This window comes from Pseudomonas sp. GW821-FHT03E01 (genome assembly GCF_059420765.1).
Genome location: NZ_JBWKUI010000016.1, coordinates 131,905 through 157,711, shown reverse-complemented (window position 1 = coordinate 157,711; position 25,807 = coordinate 131,905). Strand labels below are relative to the sequence as shown.

The following is a 25,807-nucleotide window of genomic DNA, read 5'->3' as shown; positions in this document are numbered from 1 at the left end:
AGGTTCATAGTCAGACCGCTACCAGCACGACGGCGCCGATTACCAGCACGGCACCAGCAGCCATCGAGGCGGCATACCAACGCAATTGACCGGTCTCGGTGCGGCTCAGGGCGGTGTGACCGCCTTTGGCCATACGCGGGATCAGACCGATGGTCTGGTCGAGCGGGTCTTTGCGCAGAATGTGGCTGATCGCAAGGTATGGCTTGACGAACAGTTTGTCGTAGATCCAGTCGAAGCCCCAGGCAGCGAACCACCAGGCCGAAAGGAAGCGGCCGATGCCGCTGTTGGCGATAGCCGTGACGAAGCGACGCTTGCCGAGGAACAGCAGCGCGGCCAGCAGGATACCGGACAGGGCGATGGCGCCCGAAGCGATTTCCAGGCTGTGCTTGGCTTCGCCGCCGGCATGGCCGACGCTTTCCGGCAGTACGCCGTGCAGCGGTGGAACGATCATCGCGCCGACGAACGTCGACAGTACGATCAGCACCGACAGCGGCAGCCAGTGAGCAACACCGTGACCGGCATGGGCTTCGGTCTTCGCTTCACCGTGGAACGTGATGAAGATCAGGCGGAAGGTGTACAGCGAGGTCATGAAGGCACCGACCAGACCGGCATACAGCAGGCCTTCGTTACCGCTGGCGAACGCTTCCCAGAGGATTTCATCCTTGGAGTAGAAGCCCGCGGTCACCAGAGGCAAGGCCGCCAGGGCCGCGCCGCCGACGATGAAGCTGGCGTAGGCCAGTGGCAGTTTCTTCCACAGGCCGCCCATCTTGAAGATGTTCTGCTCGTGGTGGCAGGCAACGATCACCGCACCGGATGCAAGGAACAGCAGCGCCTTGAAGAAGGCGTGGGTCATCAGGTGGAAGATCGCGCCATCCCATGCACCGACGCCCAGGGCCAGGAACATGTAGCCGATCTGGCTCATGGTCGAGTAGGCGAGGATACGTTTGATGTCGGTCTGAACCAGTGCGGCAAAACCTGCCAGCACCAGCGTCACGCCACCCACGACACCTACCAGGTGCAGGATATCCGGCGCCAGTGCGAACAGGCCGTGGGTACGGGCGATCAGGTAGACACCGGCGGTTACCATGGTCGCGGCGTGGATCAGTGCCGAAACCGGAGTAGGGCCGGCCATCGCATCCGCCAGCCAGGTTTGCAGCGGCAGTTGCGCGGATTTACCGACAGCGCCGCCCAGCAGCATCAGGGTCGCCAGAACGATCCAGAAGTCACCGGCCTTGAAGTGCTCAGGCGCCTTGACCAGCAGTTCCTGGATATTCAGCGTGCCCAGTTGCTGGAACAGGATGAACAGGCCGATGGCCATGAACACGTCGCCGACGCGGGTCACGATGAAGGCTTTGAGTGCCGCGTTACCGTTGTTGCGGTTGCTGTAGTAGAAACCGATCAACAGGTACGAGCACAGGCCCACGCCTTCCCAGCCGAAGTACACGAACAGCAGGTTATCGGCCAGGACCAGGAACAGCATGCTGGCGATAAACAGGTTGGTGTAGGCGAAGAAGCGCGAGTAACCGGCTTCACCGCGCATGTACCAGGACGCGAACAGGTGGATCAGGAAGCCCACGCCCACCACCACACCGAGCATGGTCACGGACAGACCATCCAGGTACAGGGCGAAGTTCGGCGTGAAGCCTTCCACCGCCATCCATTGCCACAGCACCAGGGTGTAGTGGCCACCCTCCGGCGGTGCAACGTTGAATTGCCAGATCACATAAGCCGCGACGATCGCCGACAAGCCGATGGAGCCGACGCCGATCAGCGCCGAGAGGTTTTCCGAGAGGCGTCCCCGGGAGAACGCCAGCAGCACAAAACCGATCAGGGGGAACAGGAAAGTCAGATAGAGAAGGTTCATCCGCGCATCTCGCTGGCAGCGTCGATATCGAGAGTGTGGAAGCGGCGATACAGCTGCAACAGAATCGCCAGGCCGATACTGGCCTCGGCGGCTGCCAGGCTGATCACCAGGATGAACATGATCTGTCCATCCGGCTGCGCCCAGCGGCTACCGGCAACGATGAACGCCAGTGCGGAGGCATTCATCATGACCTCCAGGCTCATCAGCACGAAGAGAATGTTGCGCCGGACCATCAGGCCGACCAGACCGAGGCAGAACAGGATGCCGGCGACCGCCAGACCATGCTCCAAAGGGATAGCAGGCATCGTCATTGCTCCTTGGCTTCGTTGCGGCCCAAGTGGAACGCCGTGACGGCTGCGGCGAGCAGCAGCATCGAGGCGAGTTCGACCACCAGCAGATAAGGACCGAACAGGCTGATGCCCACGGCCTTGGCGTCTACGGTGGTGTGGCCGAGGGCCTGGCCGCTGGAGTGGCTGAACAGCACATACAGCAGTTCAGCCAGCAGCAGGCCGCCGAGTACGACCGGGCCCAGCCAGATACCGGGCTTGAGCCAGACGCGCTCTTGCTGAACCGAGGCCGGGCCCAGGTTCAGCATCATCACCACGAACACGAACAGCACCATGATGGCGCCGGCGTAGGCGATCACTTCCAGTACACCGGCAAACGGTGCGCCAAGGGCGAAGAACGTCATGGCCACGGCGATCAGCGAAATGATCAGGTAGAGCAGGGCGTGCACGGGATTGGTGTTGGTGATCACGCGAAGCGTGGACACAACAGCGATACCCGATGCGAAATAGAAAGCGAATTCCATCGTTCTTCCTTAAGGCAGCAAGCTCTTCACGTTGATCGGCTCGGCTTCATTCTGCGCGGCGCCTTTTGGCTTACCGGCAATCGCCATACCTGCAACACGATAGAAGTTGTAGTCAGGGTTTTTACCGGGACCGGAGATCAGCAGATCTTCTTTCTCGTAAACCAGGTCCTGCCGCTTGAACTCGGCCATTTCGAAATCCGGTGTCAGCTGGATCGCGGTGGTCGGGCAGGCTTCCTCGCAGAGGCCGCAGAAAATGCAGCGCGAGAAGTTGATGCGGAAGAAGTCCGGGTACCAGCGACCGTCTTCGGTTTCAGCTTTCTGCAGCGAGATGCAACCCACCGGGCACGCCACGGCGCACAGGTTGCAGGCTACACAACGCTCTTCGCCGTCGGGGTCGCGGGTCAGGACGATACGGCCACGGAAACGCGGCGGCAGGTACACGGGTTCTTCCGGGTACTGCAGCGTGTCGCGCTTGCGGAAGGCGTGGCCGAAGATCATCACCAGGCTGCGAAGCTGGGTGAAGAAGCCATGCACGATGTCAAAAATGTACTTCATGATTCTCTATCCTCACTGAGCCGCGACGGCGGGCGTGTTGAGCAACACGATCGCAGCGGTCACCAGCATGTTGACGAGGGTCAGCGGCAGGCAGAACTTCCAGCTGAAGTCCATCACTTGGTCATACCGTGGGCGCGGAATCGAGGCGCGCAGCAGGATGAAGAACATGATGAAGAACGCGGTTTTCAGTGCGAACCAGATGAACGGGATCTGCGGCAGCAGGCCGAACGGGCCGTGCCAGCCACCGAAGAACAGCGTGACCAGCAGCGCCGAGATCAACACGATGCCGATGTACTCACCCACGAAGAACATGCCCCATTTCATGCCGGCGTATTCAATGTGGTAACCGTCGGCCAGTTCCTGTTCCGCTTCCGGCTGGTCGAACGGGTGACGGTGAGTCACGGCGACGCCAGCGATGAAGAAGGTCAGGAAACCAAAGATCTGCGGAATGATGAACCACATGTTCTGCGCTTGGTATTCAACGATGTCGCGCATGTTGAACGAGCCAACCTGGATCACGATGCCCATCAGCGACAGGCCCATGAACACTTCGTACGACACGGTTTGTGCCGAGGCCCGCAAGCTGCCCAACAGGGCGAACTTGTTGTTGCTCGACCAGCCGGCGAACAGCACCGCGTAGACCGAAAGACCCGCCATGGCGAAGAAGAACAGGATGCCGATGTTGATATCCGCCACGCCCCAGGTCGGGGTGATCGGGATGATCGCGAAGGCAATCAGCAAGGCGCTCATGGCCACGACCGGTGCCAGGGTGAAGATCACTTTGTCGGCGAACGGCGGGGTCCAGTCTTCCTTGAAGAACATCTTGATCATGTCGGCCGCAATCTGGAACGCGCCGAACGGGCCGACGCGGTTCGGACCGTAACGGTCCTGCCAGAGGGCGAGCAAACGACGCTCGACCCAGCTCAGCAGCGCGCCGCAAACCACTACGGCGAGCAGAATCACGATGGCCTTGAGGACCGCGATGATTACATCGATCACTTCAGGAGTGAACCAGGTCATAGCGCTGCCTCCTGCAGACCGTCAACGGATTTGCCAAAGATGGCTGGTGGAATGCCGGCGATACCTGCAGGCAATGCGACCAGACCGGCACCCAGCTCTTCGTTGATGCGCAGCGGCAGACGCAAAGTCTGGCCGGCAACGTTCAAGCTCAGCAGGGCACCGTCATTGACACCCAGGCGATCGGCTTCGGACTTGGCCAGCGACACGTAGGCGGCCGGGATGCGTTCCTGCACCGGTGCGGCTTTGGAAGAGTTTTCTTCGCTGCCGAACAGGTGGAAGAACGGTACGACCTGCCAGGTGCCTGGCGCCGGGTTGAACGCACGCGGAACACTGGCGAACCAGTTCAGCGAATCACCGGTGCTTTCGATCAGGCGAGTGCCCGGGTCGCCAGCGCGCAGGTGACCACCGACTTCGTCCTGGAACTTGTTCCAGGCTTGCGGCGAGTTCCAGCCCGGAGACCAGGCGAAAGGTACTTGCTGGCGCGGTTCGGCGGAGCCCGAGTAACCTTCCATGGAGAACGAGAACGCGGTGTCGTTATCCTGGGAAGTACGCGGTTCGTGCACGCTGATGTCGGCGCGCATGGCGGTACGACCGGAGTAACGCAGCGGTTCGCGCGCCAGTTTCAGGCCTTTGATCCGGAATGCGGCGGACGGTGCGGCATCGACGATACGCGCCAGTTGCGGCGTGCTTGCAGCAACGGCAGCGGTGACGTGGTCCAGTTGGGTCCAGTCGATCGGCTGGTTCAGCAGGGTCGAACGCAGGGCGTGCAGCCAGCGCCAGCCTTCGTGAACCAGAATGCTCGCGTCGAGGTAAGTCGGGTCGAAGACCTGGAAGAAGCGCTGGGCGCGGCCTTCCTGGCTGACCAGCGTACCGTCGCCTTCAGCGAAGCTGGCCGCTGGCAGTACCAGGTGCGCGCGATCGCTGGTGGCGGTCTTCTGATGGTCCGCCACGATCACCACTTTCGCGGCGTTCAGGGCAGCATCGACCTTGGATTTGTCGGTGCGGGTGTACAGGTCGTTTTCCAGCACGACGATGGCGTCGGCACGGCCGTCGATTACCGCTTGCAGCGCTTCGTCGACCGAGTTGCCGCCGAGCATGGCCAGGCCGAGGCTGTTGGCCTCTGGCACGATCAGGCTGATGGAACCGTTCTTCTCGCGCAGCTTCAGGGCTTTGGCGATGTTTGCCGCCGCTTCGATCAGCGCCTTGGAACCCAGCGAGGTACCGGCAATGATCAGCGGACGCTTGGCGGCGAGCAGGGCGTCGGCAATGCGCTTGGCCAGCGCCAGAGCTTCAGCGTCCAGACCTTCAACGGCCGGTGCGCTGGCGTCGAGGGCGTGAGCCACGGCGAAACCGATGCGGGCCAGGTCGTCTGGTGCGGCGTGAACGCATTCTTCAGCGATGTCGTCGAGCTTGGTTTCAGCCAGGCTGGCGATGAACAGCGGGTTCAGCTCGTGCTGGCCGATGTTCTTCACCGCGGCGTCGAGCCATGGCTGAACGCGCATGGCGTCGGCCATGTCTTCGGCCTTGCCCTTGACCGATTGACGCAGGGCCAGGGCCATGCGCGCAGCGGTCTGGGTCAGGTCTTCGCCGAGGACGAAAATCGCATCGTGGTCTTCGACGTCGCGCATGTTCGGGATCGGCAGCGGGCTGTCTTTGAGCACCTGCATGACCAGACGAATGCGTTCCAGCTCCGAGGCTTCGATACCGGAGTAGAAGTGCTCGGCGCCGACCAGTTCGAGCAGCGCGTAGTTGCTTTCGAGGCTGGCGCGTGGCGAACCGATACCGACGATGTTGCGACCGCGCAGCAGGTCGGCGGCTTTATCCAGTGCTTCGTCCAGGCTCAGTTTCGCGCCGTTGGCCAGCAGTGGCTGACGTGGGCGATCCTTGCGGTTGACATAGCCATAGCCGAAACGGCCACGGTCGCACAGGAAGTACTGGTTCACCGAACCGTTGAAGCGGTTTTCGATGCGGCGCAGTTCGCCGTAACGCTCGCCCGGGGAGATGTTGCAACCGCTGGAGCAGCCATGGCAGATGCTCGGCGAGAACTGCATGTCCCATTTGCGGTTGTAGCGCTCGGAGTGAGTCTTGTCGGTGAACACACCGGTCGGGCAGACCTCGGTGAGGTTGCCGGAGAACTCGCTTTCCAGGGTGCCGTCTTCAACGCGACCGAAGTACACGTTGTCGTGGGCGCCAAACACACCGAGATCGGTGCCACCGGCGTAGTCCTTATAGAAGCGCACGCAGCGATAGCAGGCGATGCAGCGGTTCATTTCGTGGGAAATGAACGGGCCCAGTTGCTGGTTCTGGTGGGTACGCTTGGTGAAGCGATAACGGCGCTCGTTGTGGCCGGTCATCACCGTCATGTCTTGCAGGTGGCAGTGACCGCCTTCCTCACAGACCGGGCAGTCGTGAGGGTGGTTGGTCATCAGCCATTCAACGACGCTGGCGCGAAACACTTTCGCTTCTTCGTCGTCGATGGAGATCCAGCTGCCGTCGGTGGCGGGGGTCATGCAGGACATGACGATCCGACCACGCTTGTCGTTCTCGTCGGTGTACTGCTTGACCGCGCACTGGCGGCAAGCGCCAACGCTGCCAAGGGCTGGGTGCCAGCAGAAATAAGGGATATCGAGGCCTAGCGACAGACATGCCTGTAACAGGTTGTCTGCCCCATCGACTTCGAGCTCTTTGCCGTCTACGTGGATAGTGGCCATGGTTCAAAGTTCTTCGTTGGCCCGGTGTCAGCGGGCGTGGCTAATGGAATCTTGTTATCCGTCCAAATCCAAACAGCCTCGAAAGGCGTCATCGGACGAAAGGCGAACGGCACGGACCGTTCGCCTTTTTTAAAGCGTTAAGCGCCGACTACGATCGGCTTTGCCAGAGGCGGGACGACGGCGCGGGTAGGCGCGATGCCGGCTTCGAACTCTGGACGGAAGTATTTGATGGCACTGCCCAACGGCTCCACGGCACCCGGTGCGTGAGCACAGAAGGTCTTGCCTGGGCCGAGGAAACCGACCAGACCCAGCAGGGTCTCGATATCGCCGGCTTGCCCTTCACCGTTCTCGATCGCGCGCAGCAGCTTGACGCTCCACGGCAGACCGTCACGGCATGGGGTGCAGAAACCACACGATTCACGGGCGAAGAACTCTTCCATGTTGCGCAGCAGGGAAACCATGTTGACGCTGTCGTCCACCGCCATGGCCAGGCCGGTACCCATACGGGTGCCCACTTTGGCGATGCCGCCGGCGTACATTTGTGCGTCCAGGTGTTCCGGCAACAGGAAGCCGGTACCGGCGCCGCCTGGCTGCCAGCACTTGAGCTTGTAACCGTCGCGCATGCCGCCGGCGTAGTCTTCGAACAGCTCGCGACCGGTAACGCCGAACGGCAATTCCCACAGGCCCGGGTTCTTGACCTTGCCGGAGAAGCCCATGAGCTTGGTGCCCATGTCTTCACTGCCTTCGCGAGCCAACGATTTGTACCAGTCCACGCCGTCGGCGATGATCGCCGGCACGTTGCACAGGGTTTCGACGTTGTTCACGCAAGTCGGCTTGCCCCACACGCCGACGGCGGCAGGGAAGGGCGGCTTGGAGCGCGGGTTGGCGCGGCGGCCTTCGAGGGAGTTGATCAGTGCGGTTTCTTCACCGCAGATGTAACGCCCGGCGCCGGTGTGGACGAACAGCTCGAAATCGAAGCCGCTGCCCAAAATGTTTTTACCCAACAGCCCCGCTGCCTTGGCTTCTTCCACTGCACGGTTGAGGTGCTTGGCAGCGGTGGTGTACTCGCCACGCAGGAAGATGTAGCCACGGTAGGTTTTCAGCGCGCGAGCACTGATCAGCATGCCTTCGATCAGCAGATGGGGCAGTTGCTCCATCAGCATGCGGTCTTTCCAGGTGTTCGGCTCCATTTCATCCGCGTTGCACAGCAGGTAGCGGATGTTGATGGATTCGTCCTTGGGCATCAGGCCCCACTTCACGCCAGTGGGGAAGCCTGCGCCGCCGCGACCCTTGAGGCCGGAGTCTTTCACGGTCTGGACGATGTCGTCCTGGGCCATGTCGGCGAAGGCCTTGCGTGCAGCGGCGTAACCGTTCTTGGCCTGGTACTCGTCGAGCCATACGGCTTCGCCGTCGTCACGCAGGCGCCAGGTAAGCGGGTGAGTCTCGGCCGAACGCTTGATGCGGTTGGCTGGACCGAAGGAAGTCAGGGTCATACGTAGCCCTCGAGCAATTTGGCAACGCCGGCAGGCTGCACATCACCGAATGTGTCGTCGTCGATCATCAACGCCGGCGCCTTGTCACAGTTGCCGAGGCAGCAGACCGGCAGCAGGGTGAAGCGACCGTCGGCGGTGGTCTGGCCCAGGCCGATGCCCAGCTTGCTCTGGATTTCGCTGACCACCGACTCATGGCCGCCGATGTAGCAGACCATGCTGTCGCAGACGCGGATGATGTGACGGCCGACTGGCTGACGGAAAATCTGGCTATAGAAAGTAGCCACCCCTTCAACGTCGCTGGCCGGGATGCCGAGGATTTCGCCGATGGCGTAGAGCGCGCCGTCAGGCACCCAACCACGTTCCTTCTGGACGATTTTCAGGGCTTCGATCGACGCCGCGCGCGGGTCTTCGTAGTGATGCAGCTCGTGCTCGATGGCCGAGCGCTCGGTTTCGCTGAGGGCGAAACGGTCTGTCAGGATAAGCGTGCTGTTCATGCTTAACGGTCCACGTCGGCCATAACGAAATCGATACTACCCAGGTACGCGATCAAGTCCGCGACCATGCTGCCTTTGATCACCGAAGGGATCTGCTGCAGGTGCGGGAAGCTTGGGGTACGAATCCGGGTGCGGTAGCTCATGGTGCCGCCATCGCTCGTCAGGTAATAACTGTTGATGCCCTTGGTCGCTTCGATCATCTGGAAGGATTCGTTGGCCGGCATGACCGGGCCCCACGAAACTTGCAGGAAGTGCGTGATCAGGGTCTCGATGTGCTGCAGCGTGCGCTCTTTAGGCGGCGGCGTGGTCAGCGGGTGATCCGCCTTGTACGGGCCTTCCGGCATGTTGCGCAGGCACTGCTCGATGATCTTGATGCTCTGGCGCATTTCTTCGACGCGAACGATGCAACGGTCGTAGGCATCGCCATTGGCCGCCAGCGGGACTTCGAATTCGAAGTTTTCGTAGCCGGAGTAGGGGCGAGCTTTACGCAGGTCGAAATTGCAACCGGTCGAACGCAGGCCGGCACCGGTGACGCCCCATTCCAGGGCTTCCTTGGTGTTGTAGGCGGCGACGCCGATGGTCCGGCCACGCAGGATGCTGTTGTCCAGTGCGGCTTTCTGGTATTCGTCCAGACGCTTTGGCATCCACTCGACGAAATCCTTGACCAGTTTTTCCCAGCCGCGTGGCAGGTCGTGGGCGACGCCACCGATGCGGTACCAGGCCGGGTGCAGGCGGAAACCGGTAATGGCTTCGATCACCGTGTACGCCTTCTGGCGGTCGGTGAAGGTGAAGAACACCGGAGTCATCGCGCCGACGTCCTGGATGTAAGTCCCCAGGAACAGCAGGTGGCTGGTGATCCGGAAGAACTCGGCCATCATGATGCGGATGACATCGACCTTCTCGGGCACCTTGATGCCGGCCAGCTTCTCGACCGAGAGCACGTACGGCAGGTTGTTCATTACGCCGCCGAGGTAGTCGATACGGTCGGTGTACGGAATGAAACTGTGCCAGGACTGGCGCTCGGCCATCTTCTCGGCACCACGGTGGTGGTAGCCGACGTCTGGCACGCAGTCGACGATCTCTTCACCGTCCAGCTGCAGGATGATACGGAACGCACCGTGGGCCGAAGGGTGGTTCGGACCCAGGTTGAGGAACATGTAGTCCTCGTTCGGGCCGGAACGCTTCATGCCCCAGTCTTCAGGCTTGAAGCGCGCGGCTTCTTCCTCAAGCTGTTGCTTGGCCAGGGTCAGGCTGAACGGATCGAACTCGGTGGCACGGGCCGGGAAGTCCTTGCGCAGCGGGTGACCTTCCCAGGTCGGCGGCATCATGATGCGGCTCAGGTGCGGGTGGCCGGCAAAGTGAATGCCGTACATGTCCCACACTTCACGCTCGTACCAGTTGGCGTTCGGCCAGATGCTGGTGACGCTCGGCAGGTTGAGGTCGCTCTCGGACAAGGCGACCTTGATCATTACGTCACTATTACGTTCGATCGACATCAAGTGATAGAACACAGTGAAGTCGACGCCGTTTGGCAGCCCTTGACGCTTGGTACGCAGACGCTCGTCCACGCCGTGCAGGTCATAGAGCATGACGTACGGCTTGGGCAGGTTGCGCAGGAAAGTCAGGACTTCGACGAGTTTGGCACGGGCAACCCAAAGCACCGGCATGCCGGTGCGGGTAGGCTGGGCGGTGAACGCCTCTGGGCCAAAACGGTTGTTCAGTTCGACGACCACATCCTGGTCGTCTGCCTTATAAGGCGGGATGTACAGAGCACTGCCTGCAGTCATGGTTATTTATCGCTTTCGGTCAACGTAAAGAATGAAGCCAGGTTCTCGTTCTATAAAAGAAGCAGATCTGGATCAGACTTCGTCGGGGCTGCGCAGGTTGGTTACCTGAATACGCTGTTCGCGGCGCTGTTCCTTTTGCGAAGGCATCTCGGCGCGGTAAACGCCTTGATCGCCAACGACCCAGGAAAGTGGGCGACGCTCCTGGCCAATCGACTCCTGCAACAGCATCAAGCCTTGCAGAAAAGCTTCAGGGCGGGGTGGGCAGCCAGGCACGTAGACGTCCACGGGCAGGAACTTGTCCACCCCTTGAACGACGGAGTAGATGTCGTACATGCCACCGGAGTTGGCGCACGAACCCATGGAAATGACCCATTTAGGTTCGAGCATCTGCTCGTAGAGACGCTGAATGATCGGCGCCATCTTGATGAAGCAGGTACCGGCGATAACCATGAAATCCGCCTGACGCGGCGATGCCCGGATTACCTCGGCGCCAAAGCGCGCGATGTCGTGGGGCGCCGTGAAGGCGGTGGTCATTTCCACGTAGCAGCACGAAAGACCGAAGTTATACGGCCACAGGGAGTTCTTGCGCCCCCAGTTGATCGTGCCGTTGAGCACGTCTTCGAGCTTGCCCATGAAAATGTTTTTGTGAACTTGATCTTCTAACGGATCGGAAACGGTTTCCCGTTGGCCAATCGGATACTGCTCGTTAGGAGCATCGGGGTCGATCCTGGTGAGATTGTATTGCATTGCCAAAGCCTCATTGTTTCAGCTTCGCTTGCCGCTTAAGACGAGCTGCCGGAGCCCAGTCAAGGGCGCCCACTCGAAATAGGTAGACAAGACCTGCCAACAGAATTGCTATGAAAACGAGAGCTTCGACGAATCCGGTCCAGCCGCTTTCGCGGACGGACACAGACCAGGCAAAGAGAAAGAGGGCTTCGATATCGAAGATCACGAAGAGCATCGCGACCAGATAGAATTTGGCTGAGAGCCGCAAGCGGGCGCCACCTGTAGGTAGCATGCCGGACTCGAACGGTTCGTTTTTGCTGCGGCCCCAGGCTTTTGACCCGAGGAGGCTGGAGACGCCGAGCATGAAGGCGCAAAGGCCGCCGACACCCAGAAGGAAAATGGCAAAGCCCCAGTTGTGGGCCATGAGTCCGGTCGCTTCGGGCATGCTGGTAATCCTTAACAGAGAGCAAAGGTCTCTGAGCTTGATAAAGAAATAAGGCAGTGACGATATGTCGCAGCAATCAATCCCGCTGATTTTATGGCTAAACACCCTGCAAGTAAAATTCCTATAGCGAAATTATTTATTGGAATAAGGACATGGCGCATCTCCAAAGCCCTGCAGCCCATACGGTTCGGGCATTAGCGGGGGTTTTGTCAAATATGTTTTGTAGGGAATGTAACGAACATAGTTTTCGCTAAATGATAATCAATGTTATTTGGTGTGGTTTTCAAACTGTTTAGCGAGCAGCGGTTTGGGAAGTTGTCTTATATGCGCGTTACTGCAAGTAGCGCGCGGGGTGGTTTTACCTTTTTTTCCTGATCGTGAAACTGCTCTGGATCAAGGTTTTTCCCTGCACCCGCTCCTACAGAGGGGGAGAATCGCAGGCAAAAAAACGCCCCGAACCAGTCGGGGCGTCAGATGAGCGGCTTTGCGGTTAGCTTTTTATTCGGTCCGCAAGGGCCGTTTGTTTAAGCGAAGCAGATCAGTGGAACTGTTCTTCTTCGGTCGAGCCGGTCAGTGCGGTTACCGAAGACGTGCCACCCTGGATCACGGTGGTCATGTCGTCGAAGTAGCCGGTGCCCACTTCCTGCTGGTGAGCCACGAAGGTGTAGCCCTTGGCGGCGTCAGCGAACTCTTGCTCTTGCAGCTTCACGTAGGCAGTCATGTCGTTGCGGGCGTAGTCGTGTGCCAGGTTGAACATGCTGTGCCACATGTTGTGAATGCCGGCCAGGGTGATGAACTGGTGCTTGTAACCCATGGCGGACAGTTCGCGCTGGAACTTGGCGATGGTCGCGTCGTCCAGGTTTTTCTTCCAGTTGAAGGAAGGCGAGCAGTTGTATGACAGCAGTTGGTCCGGGTATTCCTTTTTGATCGCTTCGGCGAAGCGACGGGCTTCGTCCAGATCCGGCTTGGCGGTTTCGCACCAGATCAGGTCGGCGTACGGCGCGTAGGCCAGGCCGCGAGCGATGGCCTGGTCGAGACCGGCGCGAACCTTGTAGAAGCCTTCCTGGGTACGGGTGCCGGTCACGAATGGCTGGTCGTACGGGTCGCAGTCGGACGTCAGCAGGTCAGCAGCGTTGGCGTCGGTACGGGCCAGGATAATGGTCGGTACGCCGGCGACGTCGGCTGCCAGACGAGCAGCGGTCAGCTTCTGCACGGCTTCCTGGGTCGGAACCAGTACCTTGCCGCCCATGTGGCCGCATTTTTTCACGGAGGCCAGTTGGTCTTCGAAGTGAACGCCGGCGGCGCCTGCTTCGATCATGCTTTTCATCAGCTCGTAAGCGTTCAGCACGCCGCCGAAACCGGCTTCAGCGTCAGCCACGATCGGGGCGAAGTAGTCGATGTAGCCTTCGTCGCCCGGGTTCTTGCCAGCTTTCCACTGGATCTGGTCAGCGCGACGGAACGAGTTGTTGATGCGCTTGACCACGGTTGGAACCGAATCCACCGGGTACAGCGACTGGTCCGGGTACATCGATTCGGCGGAGTTGTTATCCGCAGCCACTTGCCAGCCCGACAGGTAGATCGCCTGGATGCCGGCCTTGACTTGCTGTACCGCCTGGCCACCGGTCAGGGCGCCCATGCAGTTGACGAAATCTTTCTCAGGACGGAAGGACGGCTTGGCGCCCTGGGTCACCAGGTTCCAGAGCTTCTCGGCGCCCATTTTTGCAAAGGTGTGCTCAGGTTGAACCGAGCCACGCAGACGGACGACGTCAGCAGCGGAGTAATTGCGCTTCACGCCTTTCCAGCGTGGGTTTTCAGCCCAGTCTTTTTCGAGGGCTGCAATTTGCTGTTCGCGTGTCAGTGCCATGGAGATAAACCTCGTCGCGTCTTTAATCGAAAATGGTTCTGGGTGAACAATTCCTGCGTGCCAAATACGCTCATTCAGTTGGGGGCGTACATGGCTGCTCGCTGACCAGAAGCTTAGGCGGTCAAGTCGGGTTCGGCGGGGATGGCGACGGGATGAACGATGGGCTCGAGGGGGAGGTGAGCAGGTAAGGGCGAACTGGCGAGCGCATTCGGGCGTCGTGGGCCTTGGTGCGAACTTCAGTGTGGAGCCGGGTTACCTAATTACGCTTCCGTCCCTCGGGACAACTTCGTTCCAGTCGGCAACCTCGTCAAACACACCTTGTGGGCGGTACAGACACGAATCGGCTCGCGGGGTAGGGTGCGAACAGCGACTCGAAAGCCCTTGCCAGGGCCTCTGATTAGCGGGAGCGAGGCCATCATGCCTTTGCTTTTTTGGCTCGTCAAACGTTTTGTAGTGCTTTTTTTCAAGCACTACATCTTTGGTCTAATACGACTAATCAGTCAGTTTTTGGTGCTTTAGTCCAAGGTGTCGACTTTCACCCGTAAAGTCATGTCATCCCGGCCCTGAGTCGAGTAGCTGCGGGTCAGGCCCTGTTTGTCGGCCTGAGTCTGACGATTCACGCCGGCCAGGGTGATCCACTCGCCCAGTCGACCGCTGACAGTTGTGTCGGTACTTTGCACGTTCACTACATCGGGACGTTCCTGGCTCATCCGGTCACGGTTGGTGCTGATAGCCAGGTGAACGATGTTGCCGGTGACGCTGGCGGTGACGTAGAAACCCTGGGTGACATTGCGGTATTCGGTCTGGCTGCGCAGGTCGCCATAGCCGTCAGTCTGAGTGCTGGTGAGCGGCACGCTTTGGCCGACCTGGATTAGCGCCGGTGCGCCTTCGCTGGCCTGAATCTGCTGGATACCGCCTTCACGGCTGTCGGTGCTGCGATTGATGATGCGGGTTTGATTCGGTGCGGCACCGTTGACCGAGTAGCCCTGATCGCCCTGAAAGTTGTTTTCGTTGGTGTCGACGGTGATCAGTAAGCGTTTGGGGGCGGTGTCGAGTTGCGCGAGGAAGGTCTTGAGTTCATCGATCTTGTCGGGCTCGGCGTTGACGATCAGCTGGTTGCCGTAGGCGCTGACCTTGCCGTCCTTGCCGATGAAGTTCTGCGCTACTGGCAGCAGGTCGGCGCTGGTGCGGTAATTCAGGGGCACGATCTCGGTGGCGGCCATGACCGAAAAACTGCAGGTCAGCAGCAGCGTGGTGAGCAGGGTGCGTAGGGACATGTCCGTTTCTCCGCAAATCAAAGGTTTGATATTGCCAGTTTGTCGGCCCGGCGTGGTGCGAGTTGAATCACAGACAGCAAAACGCCCCGGCATCCGAGAATGGCGGGGCGTTTTGTGGAGTTCTTGATGGCTTTTGTGGCGAGGGAGCTTGCTCCCGCTGGGGCGCGAAGCGGCCCCAAAATTATCAGGGCTGCTGCGCAGCCCAACGGGGGCAAGCCCCCTCGCCACAGGGAATCAAGTCGAGTGACGCACCATGTCCACATGCGGAATCCCGGCTTCCAGGAATTCCTCACTGACCATGCTGAAGCCCAGGCGCTCATAGAACGCCGTGGCTTGCACTTGCGCGCTCAGCATCTGCTGCTTCAGTCCGCGCTTCTCGGCTTCACCGATCACCGCTTGCATCAGCGCATCGCCAACCTTCATGCCGCGCCAGTCTTTGAGCACCGATACCCGGCCGATGTGGCCATCGGGCAACAGGCGGGCGGTGCCGATCGGAAAGTCGCCTTCGAAGGCCAGGAAATGCACCGCCGTGGCGTCATCGGCATCCCATTCCAGTTCAGGAGGAACGGATTGCTCGGCGACGAATACTGCCTCACGAATGCGCCGGATCTCGGCGTTGTCCTTTTGCCAGTCTGCGACACGTACGTGAATCTTATTCATCGGCAAACCCCAGGCTGCCCTGCTTGACCAGTTCACACAGCAGGCCACGGCCGTCTTCGTCGCTCAGCCATGAGCCGAGGTTATCGACATGCAGGGCGTCGGCGGCGCAGATCATTTTCAACAGCTCGCGCAGCTTGCCCGGCAGGTAGCGGCTCTGGCCGCTGGCGAACAGCAGCAGGTCGTCGTCGACTTCCGACCAGGCCAGACGCGCACTCGGGTTGCGGATCAGCACGGCACCTTCTTCGAGAGCGCTGAGGAAGTCTTGCTCTTCGACTTCTTCCGGGCCGACCACCAGTTCCGGGTAGCGCGGCTCGGTCATGAACTGGCCGAACCAGGTCAGCAGCAGGCGCTCGTCGCTCATGTGCTCGGCCAGCAGGCTTTTGAGGCGATCAAGGGCATCGTGCTGGATCTGATGAGGATCGACCGCCGGCAGGGCGTCGGCGTCGGTGTAGCGCTCTTCGTCCGACAGGAACTGGCTGAGGAAGTCGGTGAAGTGGGTCAGCACTTCAGCGGCGCTCGGGGCGCGGAAACCGACTGAGTAGGTCATACAGTCGTCGACAGCCACGCCACAGTGAGCCAGGCGCGGCGGCAGGTAGAGCATGTCGCCCGGTTCCAGTACCCACTCATCGGTGGCTTCGAATTCGGCGAGGATGCGCAGGTCCGCGTGCTGCAGCAGCGGGCTCTCGGTGTCGCACATCTGGCCGATTTTCCAGTTGCGCTTGCCGTGGCCTTGCAGCAGGAACACGTCGTAGTTATCGAAGTGCGGGCCGACGCTGCCACCTGGGGCGGCGAAGCTGATCATCACGTCGTCGACGCGCCAGCTCGGCAGGAAGCGGAAGTTTTCCAGCAGTTCGGCGACTTCCGGCACGAATTGGTCGACGGCTTGCACCAGCAGGGTCCATTCGCGTTCCGGCAGTTTGCTGAATTCGTCTTCGGCGAACGGGCCGCGGCGCAATTCCCAAGGGCGCTCACCGTGCTCGATCACCAGGCGCGATTCGACTTCTTCTTCCAGCGCCAGGCCGGCCAGTTCGTCGGCGTCGATCGGGCTTTCGAAATCAGGAATCGCCTGACGGATCAGCAGGGGTTTTTTCTGCCAGTAGTCGCGCAGGAATTCCCGTGCCGTGATGCCGCCCAGAAGTTGAAGAGGAATGTCAGGATTCATGTGTAACCTATTGAAAAAATGCACTTTTCAGACGGGAATAAAAACGCCCGGCGGCGCCGGGCGTCTCAAACGGGTAGAGCGGTCGATCAGATGCGTTTGGCTTGTGCTACAGCGTTGCCGATGTAGTTGGCCGGGGTGAGCAGTTTCAGCTCAGCCTTGGCGGCGGCTGGCATGTCCAGGCCGTCGATGAAAGTTTGCAGTGCTTCAGGGCTGATGCCCTTGCCGCGCGTCAGCTCTTTGAGCTTCTCGTACGGGTTTTCGATGTTGTAGCGACGCATCACGGTCTGGATCGGCTCGGCCAATACTTCCCAGCAAGCGTCCAGGTCGGCGGCAATCTTTTGCTCGTTGAGCTCCAGTTTGCTGATGCCTTTGAGGCTGGCTTCGTACGCGATCACGCTGTGGGCGAAGCCGACACCGAGGTTGCGCAGCACGGTGGAGTCGGTCAGGTCGCGCTGCCAGCGGGAGATTGGCAGTTTGCTCGCCAGGTGCTGGAACAGTGCGTTGGCGATGCCCAGGTTGCCTTCGGAGTTTTCGAAGTCGATCGGGTTGACCTTGTGCGGCATGGTCGACGAACCGATTTCGCCAGCGATGGTGCGCTGTTTGAAATAACCCAGGGAGATGTAGCCCCAGATGTCGCGGTCGAAGTCGATCAGGATGGTGTTGAAGCGCGCGATCGCGTCGAACAGCTCGGCGATGTAGTCGTGCGGTTCGATCTGCGTGGTGTACGGGTTGAAGCCCAGGCCCAGCTCGTCTTCGATGAAGGCGCGGGCGTTGGCTTCCCAGTCGATCTCAGGGTAGGCCGACAGGTGAGCGTTGTAGTTGCCGACGGCGCCGTTGATCTTGCCCAGCAGCGGAACGGCGGCGACTTGGGCGATTTGACGCTCCAGGCGGTAAATCACGTTCGCCAGCTCTTTGCCCAGGGTGGTCGGCGATGCCGGTTGGCCGTGGGTGCGCGACAGCATCGGCACTTCAGCGAAACGGAGGGCCAGTTCGCGGATGGCGTTGGCGGTCTGGCGCATCAGCGGCAGCATCACGTCATCACGGCCTTCACGCAGCATCAGGGCGTGGGACAGGTTGTTGATGTCCTCGCTGGTGCAGGCAAAGTGGATGAACTCGCTGACCTTGGCCAGTTCCGGCAGCTTGGCCGCCTGCTCTTTGAGCAGGTATTCAATGGCTTTGACGTCGTGGTTGGTGGTGCGCTCGATCTCTTTGACACGCTCGGCGTGCTCCAGAGAGAAGTTTTCCGCCAGGGTGTTCAACACAGCGTTGGCTTCGGCGGAGAACGCCGGCACTTCGCTGATGGCAGGGTGAGCGGCCAGGCGCTGGAGCCAGCGCACTTCAACCAGAACGCGAGCACGGATCAGGCCGTATTCGCTGAAAATTGGGCGCAGGGCCTGGGTTTTGCCGGCGTAGCGGCCGTCAACAGGGGAAACCGCAGTGAGCGAAGAGAGCTGCATGGGGTGTTCTCGGACAGTCGGGCAACGAAATGGGGCGCGTATCATACATGAAAAATATCCGCCGGTCCGTTGCCAACTGACCGGCGTATTACGCGTTACTGACTACAAAACGGTATTGCAGGCGCGGTTCAGCTGCTGCGCATCAGCGGGTAAAGCTCTTTAAGCAACTTGCGTCGGCTGATCACCAACTGCCAGCGATGACCGCCCAACTGCCGCCACAGGCGTGCCGAACGAATCCCGGCCAGCAACAGTGCGCGGATTTTCGAGGCATTGCTCGGTTGCTGCAGGTTGCGCATGTCGCCATGCACCTGAATCCGTTGGCGCAAGGTGCTCAGGGTGTCCTGGTACAGCGCACCGCAAGCGGCGATCACGTTTTCGTGGGCCGGGCCAAAGTGTTCGACCTGGGACTGAATCTGCGGCAGGCGTTTGCCGATCACGTCCAGCATGTCATTGCGCTTGGCCAATTGGCGCTCCAGTCCCAGCATCGCCAGGGCGTAGCGCAGCGGTTCGCGCTGAAGGGTGCTGGGATCGCGTTCCAGGGCGCCGATCAATGCGCGATAGCCTTCGCGCAAATTGATGTCGTCGCCGCCATACACTTCCAGAGTGTCCTTGGGGTCGCGAATCAACAGGCTGCCGAGCATGCAAGTCAGGCCGGCTTCGTTGGTCTGCCCGGTCTTGGCTATCTTGTCGACCAGCACGGCGGCGAGAAACACGCCGCCCAGGGCCGTCAGTTGCTCCTGAGTCGGGCTCATGAATGGTCCTTGCTGGTCCAGGGTTCGGCCACTTCGATCACGCCGCCGCCGAGGCAGATTTCACCGTCGTAGAACACCACGGATTGGCCCGGAGTGACCGCGCGTTGCGGGTCATCAAAGGTGGCGCGGTAGCCGGTGGCGGTCTTCTCCAGGGTGCAAGGCTGGTCGCTCTGGCGATAACGCACTTTGGCGGTCAGCCTGCGCGGCTCGGTCAAGTCGATCGGGTTGACCCAATAGATGTCCGAGGCGAGCAGGGCGCGGGAGAACAGCTGCGGGTGGGCATTGCCCTGGCCAACGATCAGCTCGTTGTGTTCCAGGTCCTTGATCAATACGTACCACGGTTCTTCACCGGCGTCTTTCAGGCCGCCGATGCCCAGGCCCTGGCGCTGGCCGATGGTGTGATACATCAGGCCATGGTGGCGGCCGATGACTTCACCGTCGGTGGTCTTGATCTCGCCGGGCTGTGCCGGCAGGTATTGCTTGAGGAAGTCGCTGAAGCGGCGTTCGCCGATGAAGCAGATTCCGGTGGAGTCCTTTTTCTTCGCGGTGGCCAGGTCGTGTTTCTCGGCAATCGCGCGGACTTCGGGTTTTTCCAGCTCGCCGACCGGGAACAGGGTCTTGGCGATCTGTTCGCCGCCGACGGCGTGCAGGAAGTAGCTCTGGTCCTTGTTCGGATCCAGGCCCTTGAGCAATTCGGTGCGACCATCGATGTCGCGGCGACGCACGTAGTGGCCGGTGGCGATCAGGTCGGCGCCGAGCATCATGGCGTAGTCGAGGAACGCCTTGAACTTGATCTCGCGGTTGCACAGGATGTCCGGGTTCGGCGTGCGGCCGGCCTTGTATTCGGCCAGGAAGTGCTCGAACACGTTGTCCCAGTACTCGGCGGCGAAGTTGGCGGTGTGCAGCTTGATGCCAATCTTGTCGCAAACGGCCTGCGCGTCCGCCAGGTCATCCATGGCGGTGCAGTATTCCGTTCCGTCGTCTTCTTCCCAGTTCTTCATGAACAGGCCTTCCACCTCATAGCCTTGCTCGATCAGCAGGAGAGCGGAAACGGAAGAGTCCACGCCGCCGGACATACCGACAATGACGCGCTTCTTTTGTGTGGCAGAAGGGGCTGGATCACGCATAGGGATTTAATGAGTGTCTTGAAAAAGGACGCGATTCTAGCAGGCTCAAGCCTGCAAGGCTAAAGAGAAGGGCGGATCAGCTCGAGGCTGAAGTGTTTACCGTCCAGATAATCATCGATGCAGCGGATGATCAGCTCACTGCGCCAGTTTGCGCGCTGTTGCAGCAGTTCGTCACGCGTCAGCCATTTTGCGCCGACAATACCGTCGTCCAATTGATAGTCGGGATGGTGTTTCAGCGCTTTGGCGGTGAAGCAGACGCGTTGATAGGTCACTCCGTTGCTCGGGGCGGTGTAGAGGTAAATGCCTATTACGCCGGTTGGCTCGACGTCCCAGCCGGTTTCTTCGAGGGTTTCGCGTACGGCAGCCTCGATCAGGGTTTCGTCCGGGTCCAGATGACCGGCGGGCTGATTGAGCACCGTTCGTCCGTGTTTGGATTCTTCGACCATCAGGAAGCGACCGTTGTCTTCGACGATGGTGGCGACGGTGATGTGGGGTAGCCAATCCATGAAATGTCCTCGATGTTGAATTTGAAGCGCTTTCCCTGTGGGGGGCGGTGTTCACATTTGAATGCTGTCAACGCTGAAAGCACAAACCCCGGCGCATGGCCGGGGTTTGTGATGTTCCCTTACAACCTTAAACCAACGCAGCAATCGCAGCGTTGAAGGTTGCGCTCGGGCGCATGGCCTTGCTGATCAGCTCGGCATTGGCGTGGTAGTAACCGCCGATGTCCACTGGCTTGCCCTGAACGGCGTTGAGCTCGGCAACGATGGTTGCTTCGTTCGCGGTCAGGGTTTTGGCCAGTTCGCCAAACTGCGCTTGCAGTGCAGCGTCTTCGGTCTGGGCGGCCAGGGCTTGAGCCCAGTACAGTGCCAGGTAGAAGTGGCTGCCGCGGTTGTCGATGTTGCCGACTTTACGCGATGGCGACTTGTTGTTGTCCAGGAACTGGCCAGTGGCCTGATCCAGGGTCTTGGCCAGCACCAGCGCTTTAGGGTTGTTGTACGTCACACCCAGATGCTCAAGGGAGGCGGCCAGGGCCAGGAACTCGCCCAGGGAGTCCCAGCGCAGGAAGTTTTCTTCCAGCAGCTGTTGAACGTGCTTCGGTGCCGAACCGCCAGCGCCGGTTTCGAACAGACCGCCGCCATTCATCAGCGGAACGATCGACAGCATCTTGGCGCTGGTGCCCAGTTCCATGATCGGGAACAGGTCAGTCAGGTAGTCGCGCAATACGTTGCCGGTCACCGAAATGGTGTCGAGGCCGGAGCGAGTGCGCTCCAGGGTGAACTTCATCGCGTCGACTGGCGACATGATGCGGATGTCCAGGCCGGAAGTGTCGTGATCCTTCAGGTAGGCCTGAACTTTCTCGATCACTACGCCGTCGTGGGCGCGCATTGGGTCCAGCCAGAAAATCGCTGGAGTGCTGCTTGCGCGAGCACGGTTGACGGCCAGTTTGACCCAGTCCTGGATCGGCGCGTCTTTGGTCTGGCACATGCGGAAGATGTCGCCGGCTTCAACCGACTGTTCCAGCAGCAGGGTGCCTTTGCTGTCGGTGACACGAACAACGCCGTTGGCCTTGATCTGGAACGTCTTGTCGTGCGAGCCGTACTCTTCGGCTTTTTTCGCCATCAGGCCAACGTTCGGCACGCTGCCCATGGTGGTCGGATCGAAGGCGCCGTTTGCCTTGCAGTCTTCGATCACCGCCTGGTAGATGGTGGCGTAGCAGCGATCCGGGATCACCGCTTTGGTGTCGTGCAACTGGCCGTCGGTGCCCCACATTTTGCCGGAGTCACGGATCATGGCCGGCATCGAGGCGTCGACGATGACATCGCTCGGCACGTGCAGGTTGGTGATGCCTTTGTCGGAGTTGACCATGGCCAACGATGGGCGAACGGCATAAACCGCCTGGATGTCCGCTTCGATCTGCGCTTGTTGCTCGGCAGGCAAGGCCTTGATGCGAGCGTACAGGTCGCCGATGCCGTTGTTCAGGTTGAAGCCGATCTGCGCCAGCACGTCAGCGTGTTTGGCCAGTGCGTCTTTATAGAACTCGGCAACGATCTGGCCGAACATGATCGGGTCGGAGACCTTCATCATGGTGGCTTTGAGGTGAACCGACAGCAGCACGCCTTTGGCCTTGGCGTCTTCGATCTCGGCTGCGATGAAGCTGCGCAGCGCGTTTTTGCTCATGACCGCGCAATCGAGGATCTCACCGGCTTGTACGGTGGTTTTTTCTTTCAGGACGGTGGTGGTGCCGTCTTGAGCGATCAGTTCGATTTTAACGGCGTCAGCGGCGTCAATCAGGGCAGCTTTTTCGCTGCCGTAGAAATCGCCGGTGCTCATGTGGGCTACGTGGGACTTGGAGTCCTTGGCCCAGGCGCCCATTTTGTGCGGGTGCTTGCGCGCATAGTTCTTGACCGACAGCGGTGCACGACGATCGGAGTTGCCTTCGCGCAGAACCGGGTTTACGGCGCTGCCCTTGATCTTGTCGTAGCGGGCCTTGGCTTCTTTGTCGGCGTCGCTGGTCACGGTTTCCGGGTAGTCCGGCAGTGCATAGCCCTGGGCTTGCAACTCTTTGATCGCGGCCTGCAGTTGCGGAACCGAAGCGCTGATGTTCGGTAGCTTGATGATGTTGGCTTCAGGTGTAACGGCCAGGTCGCCCAGTTCGGCGAGGTGGTCGGCTACCGCTTTGTCACCCAATTGCTCGGGGAAGCTGGCCAGGATGCGCCCTGCAAGAGAGATATCGCGGGTTTCAACGGCGATATCAGCGGAGGCGGTGAAGGCCTCTACGATAGGCAACAGTGAATAGGTGGCGAGGGCTGGGGCTTCGTCGGTGAAGGTATAGATGATCTTCGAGCGGGTGGGCATATTCGGATTAACTCTCTCTTCTTTGCTAAAGCGTGCATAGAAACTCGAGGGGCGCCGGGTAAGCGCGTTCGTTCAAAGTCATCCATGAGCCGAATGTCGAGGTTTCTTTGCGGTGATGTTGGGTGCATCGGTCGAGCGTCAAGCGGGTGGACTGCGGTAACAATCCTGCTTTTCCGGGCCCAGAGTCTCGGCTACATTTCCAGTGGCAGAGAGGTCGGCCGTCGTGACTCTGTGGTCAGCGGCGGCATTATACATAGGTAGCTGGCAATCTGCCGATGGTTCATATGCAACGATTCTCGTCCATTGGTCTAAAGGTCGCAGGCAGGCGTGGGGAGTAGCCTTGTATGGTGTGCTTGAGTTTGGCGCTTTTCCCTTTACTTTCAGGCTTGTACGTCACGAACTGTGCAGCTTCGCGGCAGATGGACGGAACATAGGGTTTGCGCGCCGATTCAACTGGGGTACGCTCGGACGAAGCCAGATGTTCAATCCAAACAATGGAGTTCAGCATGGGATACAAGAAGATTCAGGTTCCAGCCGTCGGCGAAAAAATCACCGTCAACGCGGACCATTCTCTCAATGTTCCTAACAACCCGATCATTCCCTTCATTGAAGGCGATGGTATTGGCGTTGATATCAGCCCGGTCATGATCAAGGTTGTCGATGCTGCTGTTAAGAAGGCCTACGGCGGCGAGCGCAAAATTTCCTGGATGGAAGTCTACGCCGGGGAGAAAGCGACTCAGGTTTACGATCAGGACACCTGGCTGCCTCAGGAAACCCTGGACGCGGTCAAGGACTACGTGGTTTCCATCAAGGGCCCTCTGACCACGCCGGTCGGCGGTGGCATCCGTTCCCTGAACGTGGCGCTGCGCCAGCAACTCGACCTGTATGTGTGCCTGCGTCCGGTGCGCTGGTTCGAAGGCGTGCCGAGCCCGGTCAAGAAACCAGGCGACGTCGACATGACCATCTTCCGCGAAAACTCGGAAGACATTTATGCCGGTATCGAATGGAAGGCCGGTTCGCCGGAAGCGACCAAGGTCATCAAGTTCCTTAAAGAAGAAATGGGCGTCACCAAGATCCGTTTCGACCAGAATTGCGGTATCGGCGTCAAGCCGGTTTCCCTGGAAGGCACCAAGCGTCTGGCGCGCAAGGCCCTGCAGTATGTGGTCGACAATGACCGCGACTCGCTGACTATAGTGCACAAAGGCAACATCATGAAGTTCACCGAAGGTGCCTTCAAGGAATGGGCCTACGAAGTGGCTGCCGAAGAATTCGGCGCGACCCTGCTCGACGGCGGTCCGTGGATGCAGTTCAAAAACCCGAAAACCGGCAAGAACGTCATCGTCAAGGACGCCATCGCCGACGCCATGCTTCAGCAGATCCTGCTGCGTCCGGCCGAGTACGATGTGATCGCCACCCTGAACCTCAATGGTGACTACCTCTCCGATGCCCTGGCGGCAGAAGTGGGCGGTATCGGTATTGCGCCGGGTGCGAACCTGTCCGACACCGTGGCCATGTTCGAAGCCACCCACGGTACCGCGCCGAAGTACGCCGGCAAGGACCAGGTCAACCCGGGTTCGTTGATCCTGTCCGCCGAAATGATGCTGCGTCACATGGGCTGGACCGAAGCGGCCGATCTGATCATCAAGGGCACCAATGGCGCCATTGGTGCGAAAACCGTGACCTACGACTTCGAGCGTCTGATGGACGGTGCCAAACTGGTGTCGTCTTCGGGCTTCGGTGATGCGCTGATCTCGCACATGTAAGCGAAGAGCGGCTGCAATAAAACCGCCCGGCTCGAGTGATCGAGTCGGGCGGTTTTATTATGACTGGATGCCTTGGGTGGTATGAATCAGCTCACGGCTTTGGCGTGGCTGCTGGTAGCGGCTGCGGCGGCTACTGCGTCAATGGCCACTTTGTCCGTAATGTTGACGGCGTGCAGCCCCTTGGGGCCTTGAATAATGTCAAAGTATACGGCTTGCCCGGCCTTGAGGGTCTTGTATCCATCCATCTTGATTGCCGAAAAGTGGGCAAAGAAATCGATATCCTTGCCATCCTCGTCGCGACCTTCTCCGGCGTCGGTGTTAATGAAACCGAACCCCTTGGCATTGTTGAACCATTTCACCTTACCGACAGCCATACTCATATCCCTCTGCAACAGACTCCATCACTGGAGTATCATCCAGTTAATCCGCAGTCTAATCTTGTAAATAGATTGACTCCGCGGACCTTTTTTACCCACTGTGGGCTCTATTGGTTGTAACACCGTTTTCCCGATAGTCAAGGTGACCGGGCAGTCGGAGTTGAAATCGCTGATGGCCGCCCCCACCACTGTATTTGCACAACTGACGAACCTTTCTTTCCATGCATGCAATCAGCCAGATTCGACTAACATTCAATCAGGATCGCCCTGATTTACACGACGACGATTCCGCAGGCATTGCTGTTCAGGAGGCTAAGCCTGCTTTACAGGCGCCGCCTATGTACAAGGTGGTTTTGTTCAACGATGACTACACACCGATGGATTTCGTCGTCGAAGTGCTCGAGGTGTTTTTTAACCTGAATCGCGAGCTGGCGACCAAGGTCATGCTGGCCGTTCATACAGAAGGACGGGCAGTATGTGGAGTGTTTACCCGCGACATCGCCGAGACCAAGGCCATGCAGGTCAACCAGTACGCCAGGGAAAGCCAGCATCCGCTACTCTGTGAAATCGAGAAGGACGGTTAATCGCCGACCACTTGGGTAT

23 protein-coding genes are annotated in these 25,807 nt (G+C 59.7%); 2 read left to right on the top strand and 21 right to left on the bottom strand.

Annotation, left to right across the window (positions count from 1 at the left end; all coding sequences use genetic code 11):
• Positions 1-10 precede the first annotated feature (10 nt).
• The 20 genes from nuoL to AC07VO_RS25320 form a co-directional block, all read right to left on the bottom strand.
• Positions 11-1,864, bottom strand: a complete 1,854-nt coding sequence (gene nuoL / locus AC07VO_RS25415; RefSeq protein ID WP_064618791.1) for an NADH-quinone oxidoreductase subunit L — start codon at positions 1,862-1,864, stop codon at positions 11-13.
• On the bottom strand, positions 1,861-2,169 hold the full coding sequence (gene nuoK, locus AC07VO_RS25410; RefSeq protein ID WP_007940879.1) for an NADH-quinone oxidoreductase subunit NuoK: 309 nt from the start codon (positions 2,167-2,169) through the stop codon (positions 1,861-1,863). The genes nuoL and nuoK overlap by 4 nt, the downstream gene beginning before the upstream one ends.
• 2 nt (positions 2,170-2,171) lie before the next feature.
• Complete coding sequence (gene nuoJ, locus AC07VO_RS25405; RefSeq protein ID WP_018925508.1) at positions 2,172-2,675, bottom strand: NADH-quinone oxidoreductase subunit J; 504 nt, start codon at positions 2,673-2,675, stop codon at positions 2,172-2,174.
• 9 nt (positions 2,676-2,684) lie between these two features.
• The gene (gene nuoI, locus AC07VO_RS25400) at positions 2,685-3,230 is read right to left on the bottom strand and encodes an NADH-quinone oxidoreductase subunit NuoI (protein WP_007940875.1); all 546 of its coding nucleotides are present in this window, start codon (positions 3,228-3,230) and stop codon (positions 2,685-2,687) included.
• Positions 3,231-3,242: 12 nt separating this feature from the next.
• Positions 3,243-4,250, bottom strand: coding sequence for an NADH-quinone oxidoreductase subunit NuoH (gene nuoH / locus AC07VO_RS25395; RefSeq protein ID WP_018925509.1), 1,008 nt, complete (start codon positions 4,248-4,250; stop codon positions 3,243-3,245).
• Complete coding sequence (gene nuoG, locus AC07VO_RS25390) at positions 4,247-6,961, bottom strand: NADH-quinone oxidoreductase subunit NuoG (protein ID WP_018925510.1); 2,715 nt, start codon at positions 6,959-6,961, stop codon at positions 4,247-4,249. Before nuoG ends, nuoH begins: the two co-directional genes overlap by 4 nt.
• A 137-nt stretch (positions 6,962-7,098) precedes the next feature.
• Complete coding sequence (gene nuoF / locus AC07VO_RS25385; protein ID WP_018925511.1) at positions 7,099-8,454, bottom strand: NADH-quinone oxidoreductase subunit NuoF; 1,356 nt, start codon at positions 8,452-8,454, stop codon at positions 7,099-7,101.
• On the bottom strand, positions 8,451-8,948 hold the full coding sequence (gene nuoE, locus AC07VO_RS25380) for an NADH-quinone oxidoreductase subunit NuoE (protein ID WP_007905058.1): 498 nt from the start codon (positions 8,946-8,948) through the stop codon (positions 8,451-8,453). Before nuoE ends, nuoF begins: the two co-directional genes overlap by 4 nt.
• 2 nt (positions 8,949-8,950) lie before the next feature.
• Entirely contained in the window at positions 8,951-10,735 is a 1,785-nt protein-coding gene (gene nuoC / locus AC07VO_RS25375; protein WP_018925512.1) for an NADH-quinone oxidoreductase subunit C/D, read from the bottom strand.
• 72 nt (positions 10,736-10,807) lie between these two features.
• Positions 10,808-11,482 carry a NuoB/complex I 20 kDa subunit family protein gene (locus AC07VO_RS25370; protein ID WP_007940869.1) on the bottom strand — a complete coding sequence of 225 codons (675 nt, stop codon included), beginning with the start codon at positions 11,480-11,482 and terminating at the stop codon, positions 10,808-10,810.
• Between the two features lie 10 nt (positions 11,483-11,492).
• The gene (locus tag AC07VO_RS25365; RefSeq protein WP_007940868.1) at positions 11,493-11,906 is read right to left on the bottom strand and encodes an NADH-quinone oxidoreductase subunit A; all 414 of its coding nucleotides are present in this window, start codon (positions 11,904-11,906) and stop codon (positions 11,493-11,495) included.
• 538 nt (positions 11,907-12,444) lie between these two features.
• Positions 12,445-13,770, bottom strand: a complete 1,326-nt coding sequence (gene aceA / locus AC07VO_RS25360) for an isocitrate lyase (RefSeq protein ID WP_018925513.1) — start codon at positions 13,768-13,770, stop codon at positions 12,445-12,447.
• Positions 13,771-14,285: 515 nt separating this feature from the next.
• On the bottom strand, positions 14,286-15,047 hold the full coding sequence (locus AC07VO_RS25355; RefSeq protein WP_018925515.1) for a secretin N-terminal domain-containing protein: 762 nt from the start codon (positions 15,045-15,047) through the stop codon (positions 14,286-14,288).
• A gap of 234 nt (positions 15,048-15,281) precedes the next feature.
• Complete coding sequence (locus tag AC07VO_RS25350; RefSeq protein ID WP_019580080.1) at positions 15,282-15,707, bottom strand: GNAT family N-acetyltransferase; 426 nt, start codon at positions 15,705-15,707, stop codon at positions 15,282-15,284.
• A complete protein-coding gene (locus AC07VO_RS25345) occupies positions 15,700-16,869 on the bottom strand; it encodes a ribosomal protein uL16 3-hydroxylase (RefSeq protein ID WP_018925517.1) in 1,170 nt (389 codons plus the stop codon). Before AC07VO_RS25345 ends, AC07VO_RS25350 begins: the two co-directional genes overlap by 8 nt.
• Before the next feature lie 86 nt (positions 16,870-16,955).
• Positions 16,956-18,326, bottom strand: a complete 1,371-nt coding sequence (purB, locus tag AC07VO_RS25340) for an adenylosuccinate lyase (RefSeq protein WP_086944986.1) — start codon at positions 18,324-18,326, stop codon at positions 16,956-16,958.
• Positions 18,327-18,454: 128 nt separating this feature from the next.
• A complete protein-coding gene (hflD, locus tag AC07VO_RS25335; RefSeq protein ID WP_007940860.1) occupies positions 18,455-19,078 on the bottom strand; it encodes a high frequency lysogenization protein HflD in 624 nt (207 codons plus the stop codon).
• A complete protein-coding gene (mnmA, locus tag AC07VO_RS25330) occupies positions 19,075-20,205 on the bottom strand; it encodes a tRNA 2-thiouridine(34) synthase MnmA (protein ID WP_026286365.1) in 1,131 nt (376 codons plus the stop codon). The genes hflD and mnmA overlap by 4 nt, the downstream gene beginning before the upstream one ends.
• A 59-nt stretch (positions 20,206-20,264) precedes the next feature.
• A complete protein-coding gene (locus AC07VO_RS25325; RefSeq protein ID WP_018925520.1) occupies positions 20,265-20,711 on the bottom strand; it encodes an NUDIX hydrolase in 447 nt (148 codons plus the stop codon).
• A 127-nt stretch (positions 20,712-20,838) separates the two neighbouring features.
• Positions 20,839-23,064 carry an NADP-dependent isocitrate dehydrogenase gene (locus AC07VO_RS25320; RefSeq protein WP_018925521.1) on the bottom strand — a complete coding sequence of 742 codons (2,226 nt, stop codon included), beginning with the start codon at positions 23,062-23,064 and terminating at the stop codon, positions 20,839-20,841.
• A gap of 506 nt (positions 23,065-23,570) precedes the next feature.
• On the opposite strand from AC07VO_RS25320, the gene icd reads away from it, so the two are divergent.
• A complete protein-coding gene (gene icd / locus AC07VO_RS25315; protein WP_019580084.1) occupies positions 23,571-24,827 on the top strand; it encodes an NADP-dependent isocitrate dehydrogenase in 1,257 nt (418 codons plus the stop codon).
• A gap of 86 nt (positions 24,828-24,913) precedes the next feature.
• Here the strand turns inward: icd and AC07VO_RS25310 are convergent, their stop codons facing one another.
• Positions 24,914-25,201 carry a cold shock domain-containing protein gene (locus AC07VO_RS25310; protein ID WP_086944985.1) on the bottom strand — a complete coding sequence of 96 codons (288 nt, stop codon included), beginning with the start codon at positions 25,199-25,201 and terminating at the stop codon, positions 24,914-24,916.
• Between the two features lie 224 nt (positions 25,202-25,425).
• Between AC07VO_RS25310 and clpS the strand changes: the two genes are divergently transcribed.
• Positions 25,426-25,788, top strand: coding sequence for an ATP-dependent Clp protease adapter ClpS (gene clpS / locus AC07VO_RS25305; RefSeq protein ID WP_015094394.1), 363 nt, complete (start codon positions 25,426-25,428; stop codon positions 25,786-25,788).
• Positions 25,789-25,807 lie beyond the last annotated feature (19 nt).

Bases quoted from the DNA above. Each gene is read 5' to 3' on its own strand.
- nuoL (WP_064618791.1), bottom strand. From the start codon at position 1,864: ATGAACCTTCTCTATCTGACTTTCCTGTTCCCCCTGATCGGTTTTGTG.
- nuoK (WP_007940879.1), bottom strand. From the start codon at position 2,169: ATGCCTGCTATCCCTTTGGAGCATGGTCTGGCGGTCGCCGGCATCCTG.
- nuoJ (WP_018925508.1), bottom strand. From the start codon at position 2,675: ATGGAATTCGCTTTCTATTTCGCATCGGGTATCGCTGTTGTGTCCACG.
- nuoI (WP_007940875.1), bottom strand. From the start codon at position 3,230: ATGAAGTACATTTTTGACATCGTGCATGGCTTCTTCACCCAGCTTCGC.
- nuoH (WP_018925509.1), bottom strand. From the start codon at position 4,250: ATGACCTGGTTCACTCCTGAAGTGATCGATGTAATCATCGCGGTCCTC.
- nuoG (WP_018925510.1), bottom strand. From the start codon at position 6,961: ATGGCCACTATCCACGTAGACGGCAAAGAGCTCGAAGTCGATGGGGCA.
- nuoF (WP_018925511.1), bottom strand. From the start codon at position 8,454: ATGACCCTGACTTCCTTCGGTCCAGCCAACCGCATCAAGCGTTCGGCC.
- nuoE (WP_007905058.1), bottom strand. From the start codon at position 8,948: ATGAACAGCACGCTTATCCTGACAGACCGTTTCGCCCTCAGCGAAACC.
- nuoC (WP_018925512.1), bottom strand. From the start codon at position 10,735: ATGACTGCAGGCAGTGCTCTGTACATCCCGCCTTATAAGGCAGACGAC.
- AC07VO_RS25370 (WP_007940869.1), bottom strand. From the start codon at position 11,482: ATGCAATACAATCTCACCAGGATCGACCCCGATGCTCCTAACGAGCAG.
- AC07VO_RS25365 (WP_007940868.1), bottom strand. From the start codon at position 11,906: ATGCCCGAAGCGACCGGACTCATGGCCCACAACTGGGGCTTTGCCATT.
- aceA (WP_018925513.1), bottom strand. From the start codon at position 13,770: ATGGCACTGACACGCGAACAGCAAATTGCAGCCCTCGAAAAAGACTGG.
- AC07VO_RS25355 (WP_018925515.1), bottom strand. From the start codon at position 15,047: ATGTCCCTACGCACCCTGCTCACCACGCTGCTGCTGACCTGCAGTTTT.
- AC07VO_RS25350 (WP_019580080.1), bottom strand. From the start codon at position 15,707: ATGAATAAGATTCACGTACGTGTCGCAGACTGGCAAAAGGACAACGCC.
- AC07VO_RS25345 (WP_018925517.1), bottom strand. From the start codon at position 16,869: ATGAATCCTGACATTCCTCTTCAACTTCTGGGCGGCATCACGGCACGG.
- purB (WP_086944986.1), bottom strand. From the start codon at position 18,326: ATGCAGCTCTCTTCGCTCACTGCGGTTTCCCCTGTTGACGGCCGCTAC.
- hflD (WP_007940860.1), bottom strand. From the start codon at position 19,078: ATGAGCCCGACTCAGGAGCAACTGACGGCCCTGGGCGGCGTGTTTCTC.
- mnmA (WP_026286365.1), bottom strand. From the start codon at position 20,205: ATGCGTGATCCAGCCCCTTCTGCCACACAAAAGAAGCGCGTCATTGTC.
- AC07VO_RS25325 (WP_018925520.1), bottom strand. From the start codon at position 20,711: ATGGATTGGCTACCCCACATCACCGTCGCCACCATCGTCGAAGACAAC.
- AC07VO_RS25320 (WP_018925521.1), bottom strand. From the start codon at position 23,064: ATGCCCACCCGCTCGAAGATCATCTATACCTTCACCGACGAAGCCCCA.
- icd (WP_019580084.1), top strand. From the start codon at position 23,571: ATGGGATACAAGAAGATTCAGGTTCCAGCCGTCGGCGAAAAAATCACC.
- AC07VO_RS25310 (WP_086944985.1), bottom strand. From the start codon at position 25,201: ATGGCTGTCGGTAAGGTGAAATGGTTCAACAATGCCAAGGGGTTCGGT.
- clpS (WP_015094394.1), top strand. From the start codon at position 25,426: ATGCATGCAATCAGCCAGATTCGACTAACATTCAATCAGGATCGCCCT.